We start from the raw sequence: 21,231 nt of genomic DNA, 5'->3' as shown, positions 1-21,231 counted from the left end.
CGTGCCGACCACCGTTTATTTAAACCGTGGTCGGTCACATAATACTCCTTTCAAAAAACACTTAAGCCAAATGCGCTTTTCACTCTACCTAATACTTGCTGTGACTTTTGATCAGCTTGCTCAGTGCCGGCTTTAAGCAAGGCTTTCAACTGATGTTGATCCGCTAAATAGTGCGCTCTTCTCTCTCGAATGGGCGAGATTAAATTAATTAAACAATCCACCAATATGCCTTTTAGTTTGCTGTCACCAAGCCCGCCGCGTCGATAATGCGCTTTCAGTGACTCGATGTACTGCTTGTCTTCATGAAATGCATCTAGGTAAGTAAACACCACATTGCCTTCAACCTGCCCAGGATCTTGGACACGCAGATGATTTGGGTCAGTGTACATCGCGCGCACCGCTTTAACTATTTCGTCATCTGTGCTGCCAAAGGTGATGACATTACCCAATGACTTAGACATTTTTGCTTTTCCATCCACGCCAGGTAACCGAGACACCTTGCTTAGCAATGGTTTTGCCTCCACCAATACTTGCTGTCCGGCAATATTATTGAGTTTTCGAGCAATTTCGTTGGTAAGTTCTATCATCGGAAGTTGGTCTTCACCTACTGGCACCAAGGTCGCGTCAAAAGCAGTTATATCTGCCGCTTGACTGATCGGATAATTTAGAAAACCCGCGGGGATTGATGCGCCAAAATCCTTGCTGGCAATTTCAGCCTTCACTGTCGGGTTGCGTTCAAGCCGCGATACACTCACTAGGTTTGCGTAATACATCGCAAGCTCCGCCAAAGCGGGTAGCGCTGATTGCAAGCAAATGGTGGTTTTAGTAGGGCAAATACCCACTGCTAAATAGTCAGCCATCACATTAAAAATATTGTCAGCAACTTTTTTCGGGTTATGACCATTGTCCGTCAGCCCTTGCATGTCAGCAATCAAAATCGTTTGATTGTGTTGTTCTTGCAGCGCAACTCGATGTTGCAGTGAGCCGACAAAATGTCCTAGGTGCAATGGGCCGGTTGGTCTGTCACCGGTAAGAATGGTATGTGTCATAGCTGTCTCCTTGTTTAGTTGGCTACCGAAAGAGACAGTGTTTTTGATTCAACCCTTACCTTTCGGCAGCAGTTGAACACACGTATTCAAGCGCCGCTCTATTAAGAGCGCCACCAAGAAAATTTGATAAGTGTTTCAAAGATAAAAGTATTCATAACAGATTTAAGCTAACACAGGGCTGTGTATACAGCAAGATCATTTTTTGTTAAATAAACAGGCATTGCAATACGACCTCGAACAACAAAAAACCTCATGTCGAAAGCTGATGAACACAATATAAATTCACTGGCGTGAAAAATATTCAACAAGCCATCAACTGCTATCCAAAACTAGGTAAAACAACTAAAAATCAATAACATAAATTAACACCATTTAGTTTTCACACCGCAAGAATTGGCGTAAAAACCAGATCAAAGAGAATACAAATATTTATCATTTGCATATAAATTCACAAAGAAGTAGCTTGGAAAGCCTGCTTAAAAAATGTGTAGCTCGTTTTCAAAGGCAAATACTAGGATGAGCACACCCGTTTTACTGAATTGGGTACACTATGAAACGATATTTATTTGATAAAGACCTCGATAAGTCTAGTTGTGGTGTCGGCTTTATTACTCACAAGCAGAGCTTAAAAACACACCAACTTATCCAACACGCACATCAGGCACTTTGTATGATCCCACATAGAGGTGGAATGAATGCCGAAGGAATTGGCGATGGCGCTGGTGTAAATATTGATTTATCTCTCACATTTTTTAGAAAAGTGACCAAACAACCTACTCTTGAGCTGGGTGAGTTTGGTGTTGCTAACTTTTTCCTGCCAAATGACAATGCCAATCGAGAAGATGCATTGTCTTTGATAAATACAGTACTGCGGCAATATGAGCTAGACGTGCTGACAACCCGCGATGTTGCAACCGATGCCGCAGTGCTAAATAGCGCAAGCCAGCTGGCACAACTAACCATAAAACAGCTCATTTTTTTGCGCCCCGCTCATATCCACAGTCAGGCAGTTTTTGAATCTCTTATTCATCAAGCGCTTGAAGAAATTGAGCTACACGCGTTTACCACACAAAAGCTTCGGGGTTTATATCCACTGTCCATGAGTTCCAGAACGCAGGTTTTAAAAGGCCGATTGAACAGCTGGGAAGTGGTCCCCTATTTCAAAGATCTCAATGATCCTGACCAACAGATACATACACTGTTTTTTCACACCCGGTTTTCAACTAATACGGCCCCTAATCCCATGTTTGCCCAACCATTTAGACGTATGGCACACAATGGAGAATTAAACACCGACCGTAAGAACCGGCTCAGTGAAAACGCCATTGCGAAGTATAAAAACAAACGGCTTATCTTTCCGGCCGGACAATCAGACTCCGCGCGGCTAGATCAAACCCTTGCTCGGCGTGTCATTGAAGATGATATGCCTATTGATGTCGCCGCTCTTGCGATGATGCCGCCAGCTTGGGAAAACGATGACAGCTTGTCCGAGCCTGTGCGTGCGATGCTAGAGTATTTCTCGCTTTACGAAGAGAAAAATGATGGCCCAGCCGCCTTTATTTTTGGCGATGGCGTAAAGGTAGGCGCAAGACTCGACAGACTTGGCCTGCGACCTTTACGTAGTGTCGAAACTCATGACTATTTGGCCGTGATGAGTGAAGCAGGTCAGATAGACTTTCCCGCTGAGGAAATTATTCGCAGAGGAAGGATTGAAGCTGGCGGTATGATTGTATTTGACCATCAGCACAAAGAGATTAAATTCACTGCTCAAATTCTAGAAGAGCTCGCCTCAGAGCATGACTATGCGACCTTGTTAGATGAAGCAAGGCTCACGCTCGCTGAATTACCCGATGTAACGCACAGTGATATAACGCAAAACACCCATTTAAACATTACTGCGCAACATGTCGCTTATAGTATGAACCAAGAAAGCTTTAAGTTTATGCTAGATCCTATGCTGCAAGATGGCTCAGAGAAAATATCGGCAATGGGCTATGGCCTTGCGCCCAATGTTTTGACCCGAGAGGAAGGTGGCGTTTCTCGCTATTTTAGTCAGCGTTTCGCCCAAGTGACTAACCCACCGTTAGATAGCATACGCGAAGTTGACGGTATGACGCTGCGTGTTGCTCTGGGGGCAAAACCCAATATTAGCTCGACTAGCCATCGTCAAATAGTGCTTAATTCTCCACTATTAAAACCCCATGATTTAGCCAAAATTAAGGCGCAGACTGCACTCAAAGTCGAAACACTACCGATGCTCTTCAATGTTGATACAAGTTATACAGACCATCAACAGCAACTACTTGATGCACTAAAAACTCTGGCCTGTCGAGCACAGCAGCTAGCCTGTGAAGGTTGCGATATCATTGTACTGAGCGATCACAAGGTTACGCACCAACAAGCAGCTATTCCCGCGCTACTTGCCGTTGCTACTATCAATCAAAAGTTGATTGCCGAAGGTCTGCGCTTCAACACCAGTTTAATTTGTCACACCGGACAAGCCGCGAGCACACATGACATTGCCTGTCTATTAGGGTTTGGCGCATCAGCAGTCTGCCCTATCACCGTTTACAATCGTGCGATCGAGCTATTTAAAGACGAAGATATGGTTTTTGATGCGCTTGCCAGATACCAAAAAGCGGCTGAAAAAGCACTGATGAAAACAATGGGTAAATTTGGTTTGTGCACTGTCGAGAGCTACATTGGTGGAGAGTTTTTTGAAGCCAACTTCATCGACACACACGACCCACTGCTCAAAGCTATTTTTCCAAATATTCACTCGCCAGTTGGCGGAGCTCGTTTTAAAGATCTGGCTGATAGTGCCATTACATGGCACAAAAAAGTATTTGAGGTTCAAGCCGAAGATCAAATTCCTGTGCTCGGCTTGTTTAAGGAGCGAGCCCAAGGGGCTGGCCACAGTTTTGGCACAACTGCCGTACGTGAATACATCAATATGACCGAGGAAAAAATTCAATATATTGATGAGTCACAGCTCGAGTCCACTGATACTGGCGTTATTTTACCCGAAGATGACGGCTATAAAGATCTTGGCTACAAAGCCAGAACCCCCGCGCAAATAGCCCAATTTGAAATCACACAAGCTTATCGAGATTTTAGTCACAACCTACTTGTTGAACGACATCATCGTCCAGCTGCACTGCGAGATGTGCTTTCTCTACCGCTTGATTTTACGCATCTTGATAGCACACAGGCCTTTGTTGATGCTCTAAAACTGATAGAGATCTCAGGTTCCTATAAAGTCAATATTAGAGGTTTAAGCGTAGAGCCGATCGCTCAACATAAATGGCTGCTTAGCCACAGTGCAAAAAACCCAAAAACCAATTTGCACCTCGCAGAGGCATTAAACCAGTTATTCAAAACTGAAGTGTATGAGGTGCTACCAGCCAATGATAAGATCCTAATAGTCACACGAACCAACTCTACGCTAGATAAACTGTGCGGAAAACTTTGTACAGGGGTGGCGCCTGTGTCTCTGGCCAAAGTACAACCCGCCCACGAAATCACTGCCTCTTTCGCTTCTGGCGCTATGAGTCACGGAGCACTCGTTGAAAAAGCCCATGAAGCCGTAGCACAGGGCACCAACATCGCAGGTGCGATGAGTAACTCAGGAGAAGGCGGAGAAAACTCCCGCCGTTACAATACGGTCAAAGCCAGTAAAATAAAGCAATTTGCTTCTGGGCGCTTTGGCGTTTGGACCGGCTATTTAGCCGACCCGGCACTTCAAGAAATCGAAATCAAAATTGGCCAAGGTGCAAAACCAGGTGAAGGTGGTCAGCTTCCTGCGCCCAAAGTCAATGTCGTGATAGCCGCGGCACGTGGTGGCACACCGGGTGTTGAGTTGGTTTCTCCACCGCCACACCATGATACATACTCAATAGAGGATTTGGGCCAGCTGATCCACGATGCCAAAGCGGCACGAGTCAGAGTTATTGTTAAACTGGTTTCTTCAGAGGGTATCGGTACGATTGCCGTTGGCGTTGCCAAAGCTGGGGCTGATGTCATCAATGTCGCTGGAAACACTGGCGGTACAGGCGCGGCACAAGTAACGAGCTTGAAACACACTGGCCGAGCAGCAGACATTGGCATTGCTGAAGTACATCAAGCACTCAGCGAAAACGGCCTCAGAGATAAAATCACACTGCGCTGTTCCAATGCGCATCAAACGGGTAGCGATGTAGTTAAATCCGCTATGTTAGGCGGAGATTCATTCGAATTTGGCACCACTGCACTTATGATGCTCAAGTGCGTTATGGCTAAAAACTGTAATTTAAAGTGCCCTGCTGGACTCACCACTAACCCAGAAGTATACCGAGGCGATCCAAGAGCACTTGCACAGTATTTTATGAATGTAGCACACGAAGTACGAGAGATCTTAGCCAGTATAGGCTATCACTCTTTATCTGAAGTGCGAGGACGCTCAGATTTACTGCATCTTGTCTCCCACCCTGCCATGGTTGGCAAGTTAGATATGACTGCAATGTTAAAGCCTGCCGAAGAGATAAAATTCGACTCGCCAGTCTATTTGGAAGCCAATTTTGACATTGATAACAAATGGCTAAAACAGTTACAAAGCGAGTTTGTAACAGCAAATAAAGTGTGTTTTGACAGTGAGTCAATCAAACTCAATAACTGCAATAAAACCGTTGCAGGTCAATTAGCTATCGACATTGAGCGCATTTTAAATTACCAACTGTCAGATAAAGATATCAACGCCCACCCCGCCATCATGCGTCTTGAAAATGGCCGTATTGTACTCAAACCGCATAGTGTTAACTTGCACACCTCAGGCTCTGCTGGTCAAAGTTACGGGGCCTTCAATAACTCAGGCATGTCACTTCGCCATATTGGAACGTGTAACGATGGGGTTAGTAAAGGTGCCAGTGGCGGTCATATCACCATTACCAGCAGTGGTAAAAATATCGATGAAAATGTCCTAATTGGAAACTTCGCACTATTTGGAGCAACTGGCGGACAGCTCTATGTTTGCGGTCAGGCAGGTGACCGATTTGGAGTGAGAAACTCCGGCGCTGTCGCTGTCGTAGAAGGCGTTGGCGACTTTTGCTGTGAATATATGACCAATGGCGCTATCGTCAACCTAGGCGCTTATGGTAAAGGGTTTGGCAATGGCATGAGTGGCGGAACCGCGTATCAATATGATCCATCGGGACAAATTAGTGAATTGTGCTCGCAAGACTCAGTGTCGACGCTGTGCTTGTCTACCGACAATGAACTAAGCCGCGGACAGGAACTGGCGCTGTTGCAACATTTGCGTGAACACCTCAAAGCTACTGGCTCACCACGCGTGCAGGTACTTTTAGATAACTGGCCATCCGCTAAGCAACATTTTTACGTGCTTATTCCAAACGCACTTTACCAGTACCACTGCGCAGAACAGATTCTCCTGTCATTAAATAGGCGGACAATGCTCGAAGAGCTGTCGCTCGGCTGGGCAGATAAGTCTGTCAAAGCTATCCAGCTTGCATATCACAAGTATCACAATGACGCAGCATGCCTGTTTTCTGGCAAGCTTCCGGACTATGGCGATTGTGATACTGAATTAGTTTACAACTACATAACTAGTGCGGGAGTGCTTCACAGAGCGGAGCAGTTGGCGCAAAAACAACATACACAAGGTTACACGGAGATCACCGCAAAGTACTTATTTGAAACCTTAGATCACAAACTAATTGATGCACTTGCCAAAGATGCAAAAGAAGCCTTGGCTAGTTATGACGATCAGGCTCTTAGCTGCCTGTTGGCTTTAAAACGCGTTCAAGATTACAAAGATGCGCTCTCGCTCAGAGAAGTCTGTGACTCACATGCGTTAGGTACGAGCGTGTGGATCATACACAGAGACAGAGCCGTGCAAAAAGCACTGCTCAAGTACCGTAGTGTCGATGAACTGCTCGCTACACACTATTGCTATGTACTGTCTGAAGCCGTTAAAACCGCTGCGTAAGAAGGAGAACCTTATGGAACAATTAAAAAGCAACAAAAAAGTCCCGTTTTTACCACAAGATATTCCGTTTAATGACGATCAACGGCAGTGGCTAGGCGGCTTTTTAGCTGGACTACACACGCGTTTATTGGTTAAGGAAGAGCATGTTTCGACCACCAGCGCCCCCCAACAGCAGATCAAGCCGCTAACCATTATTTATGGTTCGCAAACAGGCAATGCCGAAGGCGTTGCAGAAGAAGCAGCAGAGATTGCTAAAAACCATGGACTGTCTCCGCTTGTTATTGACATGGATGACGCTGACCTTACACAGTTAAGCCAAGCCGAACGATTGCTGGTCGTCACCAGTACCTATGGTGAAGGAGAAATGCCTGACAATGCCCAAGCTCTGTGGGACGATATTTCGAGCGCAAACGCACCGCGTTTCGACAATACTTATTACTCTGTACTAGCGCTTGGCGATACCAACTACGACGATTTTTGTCTAGCGGGCATTCAATGGGATGAACGCTTAGAAGCATTGGGGGCCACACGGATTGCTGAGCGGGTCGATTGCGATGTTGCCTTTGAATCTCCAGCACAGGAATGGATCGCAGAGACACTGCCAACCATCGCGCAAAAAGGCAGTAATGGACATAGTGATGTCGTGCCCAGTGCAGCCCCTGCGGCAACAAAAAAGGCAAAATCCAAATTCAATCGAGATAACCCGTTTGAAGCAGAGCTAATCAGTACGTATATATTGAATAAACCGGGCTCTGGCAAAGAAACATGTCACTACGAGTTTTCACTACTCGATACAAACGAGAGCTACGACGCTGGTGATGCCATTAATTTAATTCCATCCAATCGACCAGATATAGTCGAAGAGTTGATCAGCATACTCGGCGCAAGGAAAGAACAACACGAGCAATATGATGGGCATACTCTTGCATTGCAAACCATCTTCAGTGAACATTTGGAGATCCGAATACCTAGTAAAGAGTTTATCGCTGAGGTAGCCGCACGCAGTGGCAATGCCGAATTTATTGGCAAGCTCGAAGAGGGCCCGCAGAGTCTCAATGATTTTCTTTGGGGACTAGACTGCGTTGACCTATTAACAAAATATGCGCCCACTGCCTTTACAGCCAGCGATTTTATACGTCTCGCTAAGCCCCTTGCTCCGAGAGCCTATTCCATCTCCTCGAGTATTAAGAAACATCACAACCAAGTGCATTTAACGATCGCAAGCGTCCGTTATACTCAGGATAACCGCACACATAATGGCGTTTGTTCAACGTTTTTGGCCGACATTTGCAAACCAGGTGACAAGGTTAAGTGCTACTTCGCACCCAATAAACACTTCTCCGTCCCAGAGGACGCGTCAGCCCCCATTATCATGGTCGGTCCAGGCACTGGTATCGCGCCATTTAGAGGCTTTTTAGAAGAGCGCGCAGCAACACAGGCAACTGGAGACAACTGGTTGTTTTTTGGCGACAGACAAAAGGCGTGCGACTTTTTGTACCAAGAAGAGTTAGAGGCAATGCAACAATCTGGGATTTTAACCCGCCTAGACTTAGCATTTTCCCGAGACCAAACACAGAAAATCTATGTTCAAGACAAGATGCAAGAACAAGGCGCAGAACTATTTTCATGGCTCGAACGCGGTGCGTACTTCTACGTCTGTGGAGATGCATTTAGAATGGCCAAAGATGTCGACAAAGCCCTCCATGATGTGGTAGCTGAACATGGCGGATTAGATGCTGAACAAGCCCAAGCCTACGTGGCGAGCCTGAAAAAACAAAAGCGTTATGTCAGAGACGTGTATTAATGAAAAAGAGGCTGCAAGTTGCAGCCTCTTCGCTATTATATCAATGTCACTCGACCTGCCTATTGGCTTTTTGCCGCCTCAGCTAAGCCATACATATCTGCGGTAAACAAACCGATCCCTTGCTCCCTATAATCGCTCTCTTTGGCGTAAGGTTGCTTGGTTTGATACAAGTATACTTCGCTGCCATTTTGCTGGGCGCGCGCAGCAAATTGATCCGGCCACCCCCACAATATGCGACCAAATTGCTCAGGTAACACCAGTGTTGTGTTGGCACAAGATTTTGGATAATAACGAGACCAACCAATAAAGATATATTTCACCAAACAGCGCTTACCCACTTCTTTTGAGTACGTCTTTTGGTTTGGGAATTTTTCTATGATCCCTTCAGATACACTTTGAAGACCAATAAAGCTTAAACGATTGCGCTGCGCTTCAGAAAGCTTTTCCAAATGATTCGTAAGCACTTCAACGGCGTCTGGCCCAGCTGTTTTTAGGTTGAGTAGAAATGACTTTTCAGGAAACTGCTCTAGTACTTCCGCAAGGGAAGGGATAAGCCCGAGCCCTTTACCTCTCAATGGGTAGGTCTCCTCTTCACCAACACGGTAGCCATACCCGGCATCCAGTGTTTTGAGGTGCGCCATTGTTTGCTTAGAGGTCACACCTTCGCCATTGGTTCTGCAATCTAACGTCCAATCATGAAACACAGCCAACTGCTTGTCTGTTGTAGCATGAATGTTTAGGTGTACCGTGTCTGCACCTAGCTCAAATGCTTTGTCTATCGCAGGTATGGTATTTTCAATATAAGGGTGTTCAACAGAGGAAAGTCGACGTGCTGTGCAAGTTTCATTTGTTACACCTGAATAATCCGTAGGTTGTACTAATCCTTTATACGAAATGGTTTTTCCTTGATGATCCAGTTCAAGGTCAGGTTGCCTAGCGACCAATATGATAACTATTAAGACGGATATACGTACAGCCCAGTGTTTCATGAAACTCCTCAAAAATAAGCTCTTAAGCGCGCTATTTTAACAAAAATGTCTTACTGAAGGAATTATCAAACCCCTTACCTGGGCACAAATGATACAGTGGAGCCTGATCGCAACGGAAGGTGCTTTATTTTTATCCATAGCAATGATAAAAATACCCATAAAAAATACAAAGCCACTCTGAACGGTATCCGTCGTTATGTAGTCAAGCGTATTTATGATAAAAAAGCGTTGTTTATAGCCTGTTGATAGGCCTTTTGGTTTGCTCATGCCGCCTAAAATCATAACAATGATGGATAAAGTAAGTGCACAGCAAATCTCCAATGCATGAAGTTACACCCTGAATTATTAAATAGAGTGTCGTTAGTCGAATGGGTCACGTTTTGAGTATCGCTGTTAAGTACTAGCTCCTAACCTTTATGACCTACAACTCAGGATATAATACAGAAAATCAAACCTTCACTTTTTACTTATTTAAAAAGCTAAACGGCCAGCTCAGCAATGACAAAGGTAGAAAACTAATTTACTGATGGAACAATTAGAGGAAGTTACATGTTACTAGAAATCGCTATCGGTGACGCTTACGGTGCAGGCTTTGAGTTTGCTAGCAAAGAAAAAGTTACAAACTTTAATAACCTGACAGCCTACCATGAACACGGTTTAGGTATTGCACCAGGCCATTATACAGACGACACACAAATGTCGATTGCGTTAGCAGAACTCATAGTAAGCTCTGAATCATGGACTAAGGAAAGTATTACACGAAAGTTTGTTGAGTGTTTTAAACGGGACAAGCGACTTGGGTATTCAAAAGGGTTTTATGCCTTTTTGGAATCAATTGAATCAGCGGATGAATTTTTGGCAAAAATAAAGCCCAATAGCACAGCAAACGGCGCGGCAATGCGCTCAGTCCCAATAGGGTTGTTTCCCAACATTGACGATGTTCTCAACAAGGCAAAGCTACAGGCTTGTGTGACTCACAACACACCCATCGGTATTAATTCTTCTCAAGCTGTCGCGCTAGCTAGTCATTACTTTTACTATCAACTAGGACCCAAACAGCAAGTCGCTAATTTTGTACAATCTCATACCGATATTGAGTGGGATGTTAACTGGAGTAAAGAGGTCGCTTGTTGCGGTCATGAAACCGTAAACGCCTTACTCACTGTTTTAATTAACGCACGCAGTTACGCTGAAATACTCACTCAATCGGTCGCATTTGGTGGTGATGTTGATACGGTCGCAGCATGTGCGCTGGGTATTGCAAGCTTAAGTGAAGACTACGTTAATGATTTGCCTGCCTTTTTATTTGCAGAGCTTGAAAACAAGCAGTATGGTCGTGACTACTTAATTCAGCTGTCCTCACAATTAAAGCGTGCAGTAAACAGCCTTTCATAACACCCATATTTAAACTTACTTGTGTTTAATATCACCTCACTTGCGGCAACAAGGGGGTGATATTATTGCCATAATAGGCAAATACCGTTTTGAGTTGTTTATCTAAATAAATAAGCTCAGCTAGACACATATTTTGAAAAGACAAATTAGCAGCCCCCCGGCCATAATTTAATACCAAATTACGCCTGATCCACATTTTTAAATGAGTAACATGTAACGGATCACCGCCTTTTAGACATACTTCTACAAATTTGCGCCCAGCATCTATGTATGCGGCCAAGTTATCAATATTGGCAGGGTTATGTTTAAGGATCATTGCCTTTACTGCAAATTCCGCACTTGCGTTTTGATACGCTTTTTCAAAAGCGTCTTTAGCAATTAGCTGTTGATAATTCATCCTGAAGGTAATTTGGTCGTTGATATTGATAATAATAATCAATATCAACAACACTGTAAATGCTGCGAATGATCTAAATATTAGCCCATAAAAGTGACTTTACAGATAAGGCCATCTTTTACTTCGTATGCAGCAACCACTTTAACGCTATGATCAATCTCTTTACTGGGTAGAGTTGACGATTGAGCCAGCTCATGATCGATTAAAAAGTGCCCCTGAACAATACGCGTCAAAGAAGAAGCATTTAAGTAACTAAGGCTTGAAAACTTTTTGCCATAACGTTCAATGAGCGCTTGCTTCCCTTTAAAGACCAAAGTTTGAGATTGGTAAATTTCTACGTCTTCACTATAAGTTGCAGCAAATGCGTCGATATCTTGATTGTTATAGGCTTCAAGCTGTCGGTCGACAATATTAATGGTGGTTTGTTCTATTTCTGTATACATAGGTCTGGTCCAAAACAAGATTGCTTTGGACCGGTATACTATACAAACAAGACGCGGCTGTTAACCTTTCGACATCAGAGATTTCCACCAAAAGGCATTGTTATGAGGCGTGCCGGCCGTGATCACTTCCCCTACAATCGGCGTGTTTATTGTCACCTGCTCATGCTCAGCCGCTTTGCTCACACGCTCAAGCGGGTCGTACCATGAGTGGAAAGCCAAATCGAATGTTCCATTGTGAATAGGGAACATGACCTCACCATTTAAGTCGAGATGCGCCTGCACGCTCTGCTCTGGGGTCATGTGGATATCTGCCCAATCTTTGTCATATGCACCAGTTTCAATGAAGGTATAATTGAATGGCCCATAGCGACGACCAATTTCTTTAAATCCATCAAAATAACCGGAGTCGCCACTGAAATAGATACTTTGATCGCCAGCCTTAATTACCCATGACCCCCACAATGTTTTGTTACTATCTCCCAATCCTCTACCGGAGAAGTGTTGAGTTGGTACAAATGATACTAGGCTATTGTTGTCCGTGTGCTCTTGCCACCAGTCAAATGCCTTGATCTTAGTGTCATCAACACCCCATTGTTTTAGGTCACCTTCAACGCCAAGTGGTACAAAGATCTCTTTAGTTTTATCTATGAGCGCCAATACACTGTCTTTGTCCAAATGATCGTAGTGGTTATGAGAGATCAGAATACGTTCAATGGGCGGCAAGTCTTCAAGGGAAATAGGCGTGTCTTGAAAACGTTCAGGACCTGCAAAACTGAAAGGCGAAGCACGCTTTGAAAATACCGGATCAAGCAGCCAGTACTTGCCGTACACTTTCAGTAATACCGATGAATGACCCAGTTTTATCATATGGATCTGCGTATCTGACAACTGAGTCAGCATAGATGTGCTTTGCTGTACCATAGGTAAAGGCTTACTCGGCACTGGCGACTGCTTGGTTTCAGTAATATAACGCCAGAAAATGCCTAGGGTTTTTCTCATGTTGGGCTGTTCAGTTTCATTGCTATTATGAAATTTACCCGCTTTAAACTGTGTTGAGTAATAACCCGCTTCATTCACTTGTGCATCTAAGTTTGAAACCATAGTGCATCCTCCAACCGTTAATCCAAATAATACTGCTGCAAAAAGGGAGATTTTATATCTAGCTTTCATTTGCCATCACCAAAAGTAAACTACACGGTGCAGTTTTTCACATCCAATATAAAAAGTAAACTATGCAGTGCAACTTTTTTTAAATTCAGCTACACTAGCCTCGTCAAAATGAGGAGTTAACAATGAAGCTGTCCGAAAAAAAACGTCTGCAAATCATTCAAGCAGCAGAGCTTTTATTCGCTGAACATGGAGCACAACAAACCAGTATGGATTTGGTGGCACAAACTGCCGAAGTATCAAAACGTACGGTTTACAATCATTTTGATAGTAAAGAAGCGCTACTTTACGCCGTGATCGAAAACATGCTCGACCAAGTGACACAAGAGCAGGAGTTGATCTATACAAGTGACAAAAGTATGCGCCAACAGCTTATAGAAATTGCGCGCTCCGAAGCAAAAATGCTGACTTCAGCGCCCTTTTTACGTATTGCCCGGGTTGCGTTTTTAGAGTTACTGCAAAACCCAGATATGGCTGCACATTTGAACAACACCAAAGTCGGTTGTATGCGTTATTTTGAAACTTTCATAGATCATGCAATCGCAGCTGAGCAGCTTGAAATAGACGATATTACATTTGCGACCAAACAGTTTGTCTTTCAACTTAAATCATTCATATTCTACCCACGTCTATATGGTTTTGAGATGGACGCCCATATTACTGAAGATAAAATCATTGAAGAGACGGTGGATACATTTCTAGCTCGCTACCAAGTCAAAGGTGATAAGTTAAAATGAAGCTAGGTAAACGACTTGCTCAAATAAGTGCATTGATTGAAGACCGCTACACCCATATATGGGATTGCTGCTGCGATCACGGTCTACTTGGTGCCGACCTGCTCAATAAAGACCTCAATGCCAAGATTCACTTTGTCGACATTGTGCCCCACTTAATACAAGACCTTGAAGTGAAACTACAGCAATTCTATCCACACAAAAGTGACCAGTGGCAAACCCACTGTTTGGACGTCGCCAAGTTGCCACTAAGTGAGAAGCAAGGCAAACACTTAGTGATTATTGCAGGTGTTGGCGGCGATCTATGTAGTGCATTTGTGAAAAAAATATTGATCGATAACCCGAATGCAGATATCGAGTTTGTGCTCTGCCCTGTGCATCATTTATATGCATTGAGGCAAGATCTCAGTGCTCTAAAACTACATTTAATCGACGAAGTGCTGGTCAAAGAGAACAACCGTCATTACGAGCTGCTAAAATTGTCAAATAAAGAAACTAACCAAACAGCATTTGACGACATCTCGCCTGTTGGTGAAAAGATTTGGTATTACCGTGACGAGCAAGCCCGTGCTGTGGCGTCAGAATATCTTAGTAAAACCATTGCCCACTATAAGCGTATAGACCAAGGTGGTGGCGATGTATCTGCCATTGTTGCGGCCTATGAAAATGTTGAGCTAATAGCTAAGTAGTCCTTTACATCGCCTTATGGAACGTTCAAGTACGATGCACTTGCCTAACATATTGCCGCTTTATCCATGAACATATGAGTGTAACTGACCACAGTATCAAAAAGTAGCCTAGAGAAAACCACGCGCCAGTAATTGGCGCAAAATTGCGCCCCGTATCTGATACTACTCGTTGCATCGCTTTTTGTTGCTCTGGTGTTCTCTCGGTCTCCGAAAAAAAACCGTCATTATTGAGGTCAAAAGCCTTAAGCTCTTTCTCTAATTGATGATCTACATAGGAAACGTTTATCAGTAAAGAGGCATAGCATACAAACGTAGCGATCGCGGATAGCCAAACTGGGCGGTATTTACGCTTTAGTACGCTCGCATTGAGCCAATATAGCAATATGGGGGTCAGGCATAAAATAACGAGTATCATCATGCTTCCAGTACAATTGAACACGCTCATATCGAGGCCGACAGATATAAAAGATGACCACACATTACTCGGCCACCTTATACATCTGTAAAATGATTTAGCAGGTGTTTGTTATTGAGGGGCGTTTATCGTATAAATATCCCGATATAAGCCGTCAGGGAAACACATTCTATCAGTTTTAACACCACCCAAACGCTCTACTAAAGCGCGAGCGGGGGCATTATCGTCATTCATATAGGTTTGCACATGTTCAAAATTCAGCTCGTCATATGCATGTTTTATAGCAGCTTCAGACGCTTCAATAGCATAGCCTTTGCCACGACCTTCGGGTAGCAACCACCATGTCAGTTCCGTTGGCCAGTTGTAACCACGCCAAAAGCCACATGTACCAATATACTTTCCCGTTGCTTTTTCCTGCACGACCCACACGCCGAAACCATACAAATACCAACAACCTAAATCGGCTTTAAGCCTTGCCAGTACTTGCGCCGGTTCGATGGGGCCACCATACATTTTTGATGCGTCTGCGTCGGTATAAAACTGTAAATACGCGTTTAGGCAATCCGTTGTGGGCGCGATTAATTTCAGTCGCTCTGTTTCTAATGTTGTTATTGTTGTCATTTATGTAATCCAAATTATTATTCTTTTGAAAGCGCTAATCTCGCTGCTAGTGCTAGAAATAACGTGCCAAGAATACCGTCAAAGTGTTGCGCTAATTTAAATTTGCCAGCAAAAGCGCTCGCTACTTTGCTGAAAATAATAGAAAAAGCAAAGTTAACTAGCAAAACGATAGTGCATAGTAATATACCTAAGGTGATGATTTGAGATACCATCGGCTGCGTATCATTTGTAAATTGAACTAAAAACACGCTAAAAAACAAAATGGCTTTAGGGTTCATTAAATTATTTAAAAACCCTTTGATAAGAAGGTTTTGAGAAGACAGCGGTGTGGCTTTAACTGACTTTTCAGGTTGCGTTTTATTTATCCACCATGTTTTTAGCATATTCACACCAAGCCAAGCTAAATATAAGGCACCGAGTAACTTTACCATCATTATTAGTGGTGGAAACTGTTGCATTAACTGCCCTAAGCCCAAAGCAACGCCCAACGTTTGCAACAGGCCCGCAATAAAAATTCCCAGTGATATCCTCACCCCAGCTAATACACCTTGTCCAGAAGAGTAAGCAGAAATCAATACCAAATCAGGTCCCGGTGAAATCGCAAGAAGTAAGCACGTCATGGCAAACAGTGGTAAAATCGAAAGCTCTAGCATTTATACAATCTCCATCATTATTGCTGCAAAAAACCAACAATTTTGCCACACATTGTCTATCTAAATAAATCACCTTTAATTATTGATTTTATTGGCCCTGATCCTCGCTAAGTCGCAGGGGACTGGTTTTTAATATTTGCAGTGGCTTCTGTGGCACTTTGCTGACTACGAGCATGGCCATACCAATTCACTTTGCGCGTTAAAATCATTACCAAAGAAAGCACCATAAAACACATTAAACTGCCCATCAGAAGTGCATAGTCTTCTGCGCCTAACATGCTATAGAGCAAGCTATACAACATGATCAGGCCAGCACTGAAGTAGAGCCCCAGTTTGATACTTTTGAGTATCCCTGTGACATACCAACCAAGTAAACCAGTTGCACTTAACGTGGAAATTAGATAAGCAAATCCAAACCCAAGATGCTCACTTAATGAGATTAGTAGTAGATAAAAGATTGCCAACGCTAGTCCAACAAAGCCATATTGCACTGGATGGATTGGCTCTGAACGCACCAGTTCGAGCAGGAAAAAGCTTGCCATTACCAACAAAATAACCAGTAAAGCATAATTAATTGCTCGATGACTTTTCAAATAGTGGTCGACCGGATCGACTAACGCAACACCCATAGTTCTGTTGTATAGCATCTGACATTGACTGCGCATGACACAATTAGTAAAAATGCTTTGCATATTGGTTGAGAAATAACTCGCCTGCCAGCGTGCTGTAAATGACTCGTCACTGATATCAGAGCGCAAAGGCAAATATTCACCTTCAAAACTTGGGTGAGGCCAATTGGCGGACATACTCAAATGCGTTTCACTGCCAAGCGGCGACACAGAAAGCCTTGTCATCCCTTGTAAATGCAGATCCGCTGAAAAGGTTAAAGTCTCGTTCGCCAATTGCGACACTGAAATTGGCGCATGTACCCCCTCTTGGATGCTGTTCAAAAGTGTCCCGGGTAACATCTCGGCCTCTTGACCAGACACCTTTAATATTGAATCTAACCCGATACCTCTAATGTCCTTGATACCAAATACCAAGCTTGCACCTGTCACTTGCTCTGCTCGCAGTGCGTGTAGATGAGCAATCGAAAACTCACCTGAAATAGTATTGATGGAGCGATACAAGGTCGCTTTGTAAATACTTCGATATTTCTCAAGTGTATCTAATTTGCTGTGTACTTTAAGCGTTTCAGGTAATACAAAGGCTTTGTCCTTAATCACCTTGGTTTCATTTTTCTGCTCTACTTCTCGCTCAAATTCGATATATAAAAATGGACCGATTAAACGTTGCTCATCGCTACTGCTTTTAGCTATCTCACGCTGGACCTGCTGCTGCATTTGACTGCGCTCATCAATCAAATCTTTGATAAGCATTAACGGTATCATCAGAAAGATAATAATCCCGATTAAGGTCGCAAATTTTACACCCATTTTTTCTTTGTTTTGATTATTCATGATTAACTCCTCAGGTTTACCAACAGTCTAATAATTTTATTTGGCTTACATGTGGAGTTAATGTGGAGACTTTATGGAGTTTTCACTGCCAACGTCACTTCGACTCCCCTATCGCGGTTGCGAATTTGCAAGTAACCAAAGTGTAGCTTGGCCACTTGATCAACAAAGTTAAGTCCAAGCCCTGTGCTTTTATTGCCGTTGGCTCTGGGCAATGAATAAAAACGTTCGGTGAGGCGAGCAAGCGCATAATCTGGGATTGGCGGCCCTTCATTAAAAATAACGAAACAACAATGTTCATCTCGTTGCACTATGTGTACCTCAAGCTCCCCGCCATGAGTAACAAAATCCAATGCATTATCAAACAGATTAAGTAAAGCTTGGCGCAGTAAAAAGATATCGCCGACAATAGCAATGCTATGTGTATCGTCAAATTGATATTTAACCGCTTTTTGTTCCATCTTGATGTTCAGCGTATCTGCAACATAGTGCACTAAATCGGCGCTATTAATATCACTTGTTTGTTCAAGTTCAGGCTGTTTTTCTAGTTTTGCCAGCACTAATAGTTTGTCAATCAAAGACTGCATGCGTTCAGACTCGCGCTCAATATTTGTCGCGAATCGCTGTCGTTTAGCCTCTTCTAGCGGCATCTGTAATAGCTCACTTGCCCCTTTTATCCCTGAGAGCGGGCTTTTCAATTCGTGGGTCAGTGTTTCAACATATGACTCAACGTAATTTTTACCGTCGAGTTGATTTCGCATATCCGCCAGTGCGTCACTGAGCTTTCCATATTCATAAAATACCCTGAAAACTGGCTTTGCCGCCTTCTCACCCCGCCCCATTTTATAAGCGTATACAGAGAGTTTCTTCAATGCTGAGTTAATGCGCCATGCAATCACGGCCCCAACCAATAACACCAGCACACTCATGACGGCGAGCCAATTAATCACTCGCTGTTTTGACAGATCAATAAATGGCTGTACAGAGCGGTTCGCTTTGGCAACCGTTAAACTCCCTATGGTTTGACCTTGATATATGACTGGCGCAGCCACATGCATGACCGTTGACAGTGGATCATTTGGATCTGTCGCAGTGGAACGAGCGCCGTATTGGCCCCTTAACGTAAGGTACACGTCATTCCAGCGCGAAAAATCACGCCCTACGTCCTGTTGCCAAGAATCTGCAACCACAATACCCGACATATCAGTGACATAAATTCGGTGAGTCATGGATTTCTTGTCGACCCCCCAGATCGCCGCATCGACACTGCGATTGCCAAACTGCTGAATTAAGTGGGCAATTTTACTACTTTGTAAGGTGTCATTGGCTAAGTCATCGGCCACCAATACCGCTAGTAAATTTGCCATATCAACGAGCGTTTCTTCTGTGGTTTGACGCACTGTTGGTTTGATTTCCTTGAGCAGTGTTGAGCTGACAAAATAGGTCGTCATAATCACAATGACGAAGTAGAGCAAAAATAATCTCAGTCCGAGTGGAATTTTAGGCCAGCGCTGCATCGTACTTCCTAATCTTCAAAGTAATAACCAAAACCACGCTTGGTCTTTAAGTTATCACTCATTTGCACAGATTTCAGCTTATTGCGAATGGATTTGATATGCGAATCAATGTTTCGCTCATAAGCTTCTTCAATCGGCATATCAGCAAAATCCATCAGCTGTTGCCGGCTAAGGACACGTGGCGATGCGGCGATCAGCGCATAGAGCAAGCGAAACTCCAATGCAGTCAGACCTAATGCGACACCATTTTTATGATAGTCGTAATTTTCTTCTGTTAAGCCGGATGTAGGTTTATCTTTGGCATGCAATAGTGTTTGCGGTCTAGGGTTTAGTCTTAATTTGATTCGCGCTAACATCTCTCTTGGACTGAATGGTTTAGTGACATAGTCATCAGCGCCTATTTCCAACCCAACAACGCGATCAATTTCGTCTGACCGTGCCGTCAAAAAAATAATTGGCAGCGTTGAAAACGCACGGATCTGCTTACAAAGGTCAAAGCCATTACCATCAGGCAAGCCAACGTCCAGTACCAAAAGATCGGCATGTGCTGAACGTAAATACTCAATTCCTGCACCTGCGGTATTGAACCACTTCACCTCAAAGCCATCTTGCTCCAACACGTGTGTTAATGTATCCGCGATTGCCGGCTCATCTTCAATAATGACTATATTCAAAGCACCCCCTAGACTTGCTTGACAGCATATGATCGTTTTTAAGCCGCTTAGTATAGGGCAGCACGAGATATTCTTCTATAAAAGTATATAAAAAACGGTAGCTTACAAAGAGAAAACGTCACCGTGTCGACACATACTTAACGACTCTAACAGCTACAGGACTGTCAATGTCTTTGAGTGTTTTCATGATGCACTGAAAACACCAGTCCGCCGATCTGTTGCCAGAACCGGCGCCAATTAGCGGCATAGCGATTTCCTTAAACCCGTGTTGCTGAGCTAGGTTTAGTGCATTTTTTACTGACTGGCTTATAGAATATTCGGTGGCAAACCAACACAAATTAATCCCCGCAACATGAATGATCCCTTTGAAATTTAATTCACCCGCAGATGTAAAACGCGCCTCCCCAAGTGGAATAGCACCATATTTCGCCACCTCTTTAAAAGGGTTAGTGCCTGCTTTTCGTTTGATTGCCCCAGAGACCCCTTGTGGTAAAAGTAACCACCAAGGAATGATATTGCGATTCCAACTATTGACGATCGCTTCAACATCTTGCTCTAAAATATCCCCGTGTACTACGGTTACTTTGACGCTCATAATCCCTTCTCGCCGAGCTGTGTATACACTTCAAACATCACAGGTATTACAGATAAAACCAAAAGAGCAGCCATAAAATAATTAAAATATACTCTGGATTTTTGCTGCTTTAATACACGTTGTAGAACAGACCCACACAATAGCCAAATACCAACACAGGGAAATGCAGCAATCAAAAATATCAATGCAATTGTCATATTTTGACCGTAATAGCCTTCACCTATAGAGGTAAAAGCGGCAATTGCGCCAGTTGCTACAACCCATGCCTTGGCATTCACCCATTGAAATAAAGCTCCGTTAATAAACGTAAGTGGCGTTTGTGCTTGTGATTCCATAGTTGCTCCGCCTGAGCGAGCAATTAGCCAAGCGAGATACAGCAAATAGGTGACACCCGCGCACTTAATCACTAAATGCAAATCCGGAAACCAGTTAAATACTTGCCCAAAGCCCAGTCCCACCACCAGCAACATCAAACTAAATCCAACACAAATTCCCGACAGTAAGGGTAAGGTTTTTTTAATACCAAAGTTTAAGGCACTGGTCATCACCATAATGTTGTTTGGCCCCGGAGTGATCGAGGTGGAAATTGCAAATAGGGTTACGGCAATCAAATACTCCATTTTCAGTATTTCCTCATGCGGCATTGTTCTAA

General features: G+C 43.7%; 18 protein-coding genes. 5 read left to right on the top strand and 13 right to left on the bottom strand.

The annotated features are described in order from the left end of the window. Positions 1 to 50: 50 nt before the first annotated feature. Positions 51 to 1,049, bottom strand: coding sequence for a tryptophan--tRNA ligase (gene trpS / locus J8M00_RS13005; RefSeq protein ID WP_211010725.1), 999 nt, complete (start codon positions 1,047 to 1,049; stop codon positions 51 to 53). Positions 1,050 to 1,599: 550 nt separating this feature from the next. Here trpS and J8M00_RS13000 point away from each other — a divergent pair. Beyond that, positions 1,600 to 7,029: a glutamate synthase-related protein gene (locus J8M00_RS13000; RefSeq protein WP_211010723.1), complete on the top strand. Its 5,430-nt coding sequence runs from the start codon at positions 1,600 to 1,602 to the stop codon at positions 7,027 to 7,029. A gap of 13 nt (positions 7,030 to 7,042) precedes the next feature. Continuing rightward, complete coding sequence (locus J8M00_RS12995; protein ID WP_211010721.1) at positions 7,043 to 8,833, top strand: sulfite reductase subunit alpha; 1,791 nt, start codon at positions 7,043 to 7,045, stop codon at positions 8,831 to 8,833. A gap of 59 nt (positions 8,834 to 8,892) precedes the next feature. Here J8M00_RS12995 and J8M00_RS12990 read toward each other — a convergent pair whose 3' ends face one another. Then, positions 8,893 to 9,822: a glycerophosphodiester phosphodiesterase family protein gene (locus J8M00_RS12990; RefSeq protein WP_211010719.1), complete on the bottom strand. Its 930-nt coding sequence runs from the start codon at positions 9,820 to 9,822 to the stop codon at positions 8,893 to 8,895. Between the two features lie 549 nt (positions 9,823 to 10,371). Here J8M00_RS12990 and J8M00_RS12985 point away from each other — a divergent pair. Then, a complete protein-coding gene (locus J8M00_RS12985; RefSeq protein ID WP_211010718.1) occupies positions 10,372 to 11,217 on the top strand; it encodes an ADP-ribosylglycohydrolase family protein in 846 nt (281 codons plus the stop codon). Positions 11,218 to 11,248: 31 nt separating this feature from the next. Here the strand turns inward: J8M00_RS12985 and J8M00_RS12980 are convergent, their stop codons facing one another. The 3 genes from J8M00_RS12980 to J8M00_RS12970 are packed head-to-tail and all read right to left on the bottom strand — an operon-like array spanning position 11,249 to position 13,158. After that, a complete protein-coding gene (locus J8M00_RS12980; protein ID WP_211010717.1) occupies positions 11,249 to 11,668 on the bottom strand; it encodes a hypothetical protein in 420 nt (139 codons plus the stop codon). Positions 11,669 to 11,694: 26 nt separating this feature from the next. Further along, positions 11,695 to 12,057, bottom strand: a complete 363-nt coding sequence (locus tag J8M00_RS12975) for a nuclear transport factor 2 family protein (protein ID WP_211010716.1) — start codon at positions 12,055 to 12,057, stop codon at positions 11,695 to 11,697. A gap of 60 nt (positions 12,058 to 12,117) precedes the next feature. Then, complete coding sequence (locus J8M00_RS12970; protein ID WP_211010922.1) at positions 12,118 to 13,158, bottom strand: MBL fold metallo-hydrolase; 1,041 nt, start codon at positions 13,156 to 13,158, stop codon at positions 12,118 to 12,120. A 191-nt stretch (positions 13,159 to 13,349) separates the two neighbouring features. Between J8M00_RS12970 and J8M00_RS12965 the strand changes: the two genes are divergently transcribed. Then, positions 13,350 to 13,961 (top strand): TetR/AcrR family transcriptional regulator, encoded by a 612-nt coding sequence (locus J8M00_RS12965; RefSeq protein WP_211010715.1) that lies wholly within the window; start codon positions 13,350 to 13,352, stop codon positions 13,959 to 13,961. Beyond that, positions 13,958 to 14,647: a tRNA (adenine(22)-N(1))-methyltransferase gene (locus tag J8M00_RS12960; protein WP_211010714.1), complete on the top strand. Its 690-nt coding sequence runs from the start codon at positions 13,958 to 13,960 to the stop codon at positions 14,645 to 14,647. The genes J8M00_RS12965 and J8M00_RS12960 overlap by 4 nt, the downstream gene beginning before the upstream one ends. A 25-nt stretch (positions 14,648 to 14,672) precedes the next feature. Here J8M00_RS12960 and J8M00_RS12955 read toward each other — a convergent pair whose 3' ends face one another. The 8 genes from J8M00_RS12955 to J8M00_RS12920 form a co-directional block, all read right to left on the bottom strand. Further along, positions 14,673 to 15,125, bottom strand: coding sequence for a hypothetical protein (locus J8M00_RS12955; protein WP_211010713.1), 453 nt, complete (start codon positions 15,123 to 15,125; stop codon positions 14,673 to 14,675). Between the two features lie 48 nt (positions 15,126 to 15,173). Next, on the bottom strand, positions 15,174 to 15,683 hold the full coding sequence (locus J8M00_RS12950) for a GNAT family N-acetyltransferase (protein WP_211010711.1): 510 nt from the start codon (positions 15,681 to 15,683) through the stop codon (positions 15,174 to 15,176). Between the two features lie 17 nt (positions 15,684 to 15,700). After that, entirely contained in the window at positions 15,701 to 16,336 is a 636-nt protein-coding gene (locus J8M00_RS12945; RefSeq protein ID WP_211010709.1) for a LysE family translocator, read from the bottom strand. A gap of 107 nt (positions 16,337 to 16,443) precedes the next feature. Next, complete coding sequence (creD, locus tag J8M00_RS12940) at positions 16,444 to 17,796, bottom strand: cell envelope integrity protein CreD (protein WP_211010705.1); 1,353 nt, start codon at positions 17,794 to 17,796, stop codon at positions 16,444 to 16,446. 71 nt (positions 17,797 to 17,867) lie between these two features. Beyond that, complete coding sequence (gene creC / locus J8M00_RS12935) at positions 17,868 to 19,310, bottom strand: two-component system sensor histidine kinase CreC (protein WP_211010703.1); 1,443 nt, start codon at positions 19,308 to 19,310, stop codon at positions 17,868 to 17,870. An 8-nt stretch (positions 19,311 to 19,318) separates the two neighbouring features. Continuing rightward, a complete protein-coding gene (locus J8M00_RS12930) occupies positions 19,319 to 19,984 on the bottom strand; it encodes a response regulator (protein ID WP_211010701.1) in 666 nt (221 codons plus the stop codon). Between the two features lie 118 nt (positions 19,985 to 20,102). After that, positions 20,103 to 20,579: a macro domain-containing protein gene (locus J8M00_RS12925; RefSeq protein WP_211010699.1), complete on the bottom strand. Its 477-nt coding sequence runs from the start codon at positions 20,577 to 20,579 to the stop codon at positions 20,103 to 20,105. Further along, positions 20,576 to 21,199 carry a LysE family translocator gene (locus tag J8M00_RS12920; protein ID WP_211010697.1) on the bottom strand — a complete coding sequence of 208 codons (624 nt, stop codon included), beginning with the start codon at positions 21,197 to 21,199 and terminating at the stop codon, positions 20,576 to 20,578. The genes J8M00_RS12925 and J8M00_RS12920 overlap by 4 nt, the downstream gene beginning before the upstream one ends. Positions 21,200 to 21,231: the final 32 nt, after the last annotated feature.

Origin of the sequence: Pseudoalteromonas luteoviolacea, from assembly GCF_018100925.1 — a bacterium.
In the GTDB taxonomy this organism is placed as follows: Bacteria; Pseudomonadota; Gammaproteobacteria; order Enterobacterales; family Alteromonadaceae; genus Pseudoalteromonas; species Pseudoalteromonas obscura.
The sequence above is the reverse complement of the archived record's forward strand: the minus strand, read 5'-3'. Positions and strand labels throughout refer to the sequence as shown.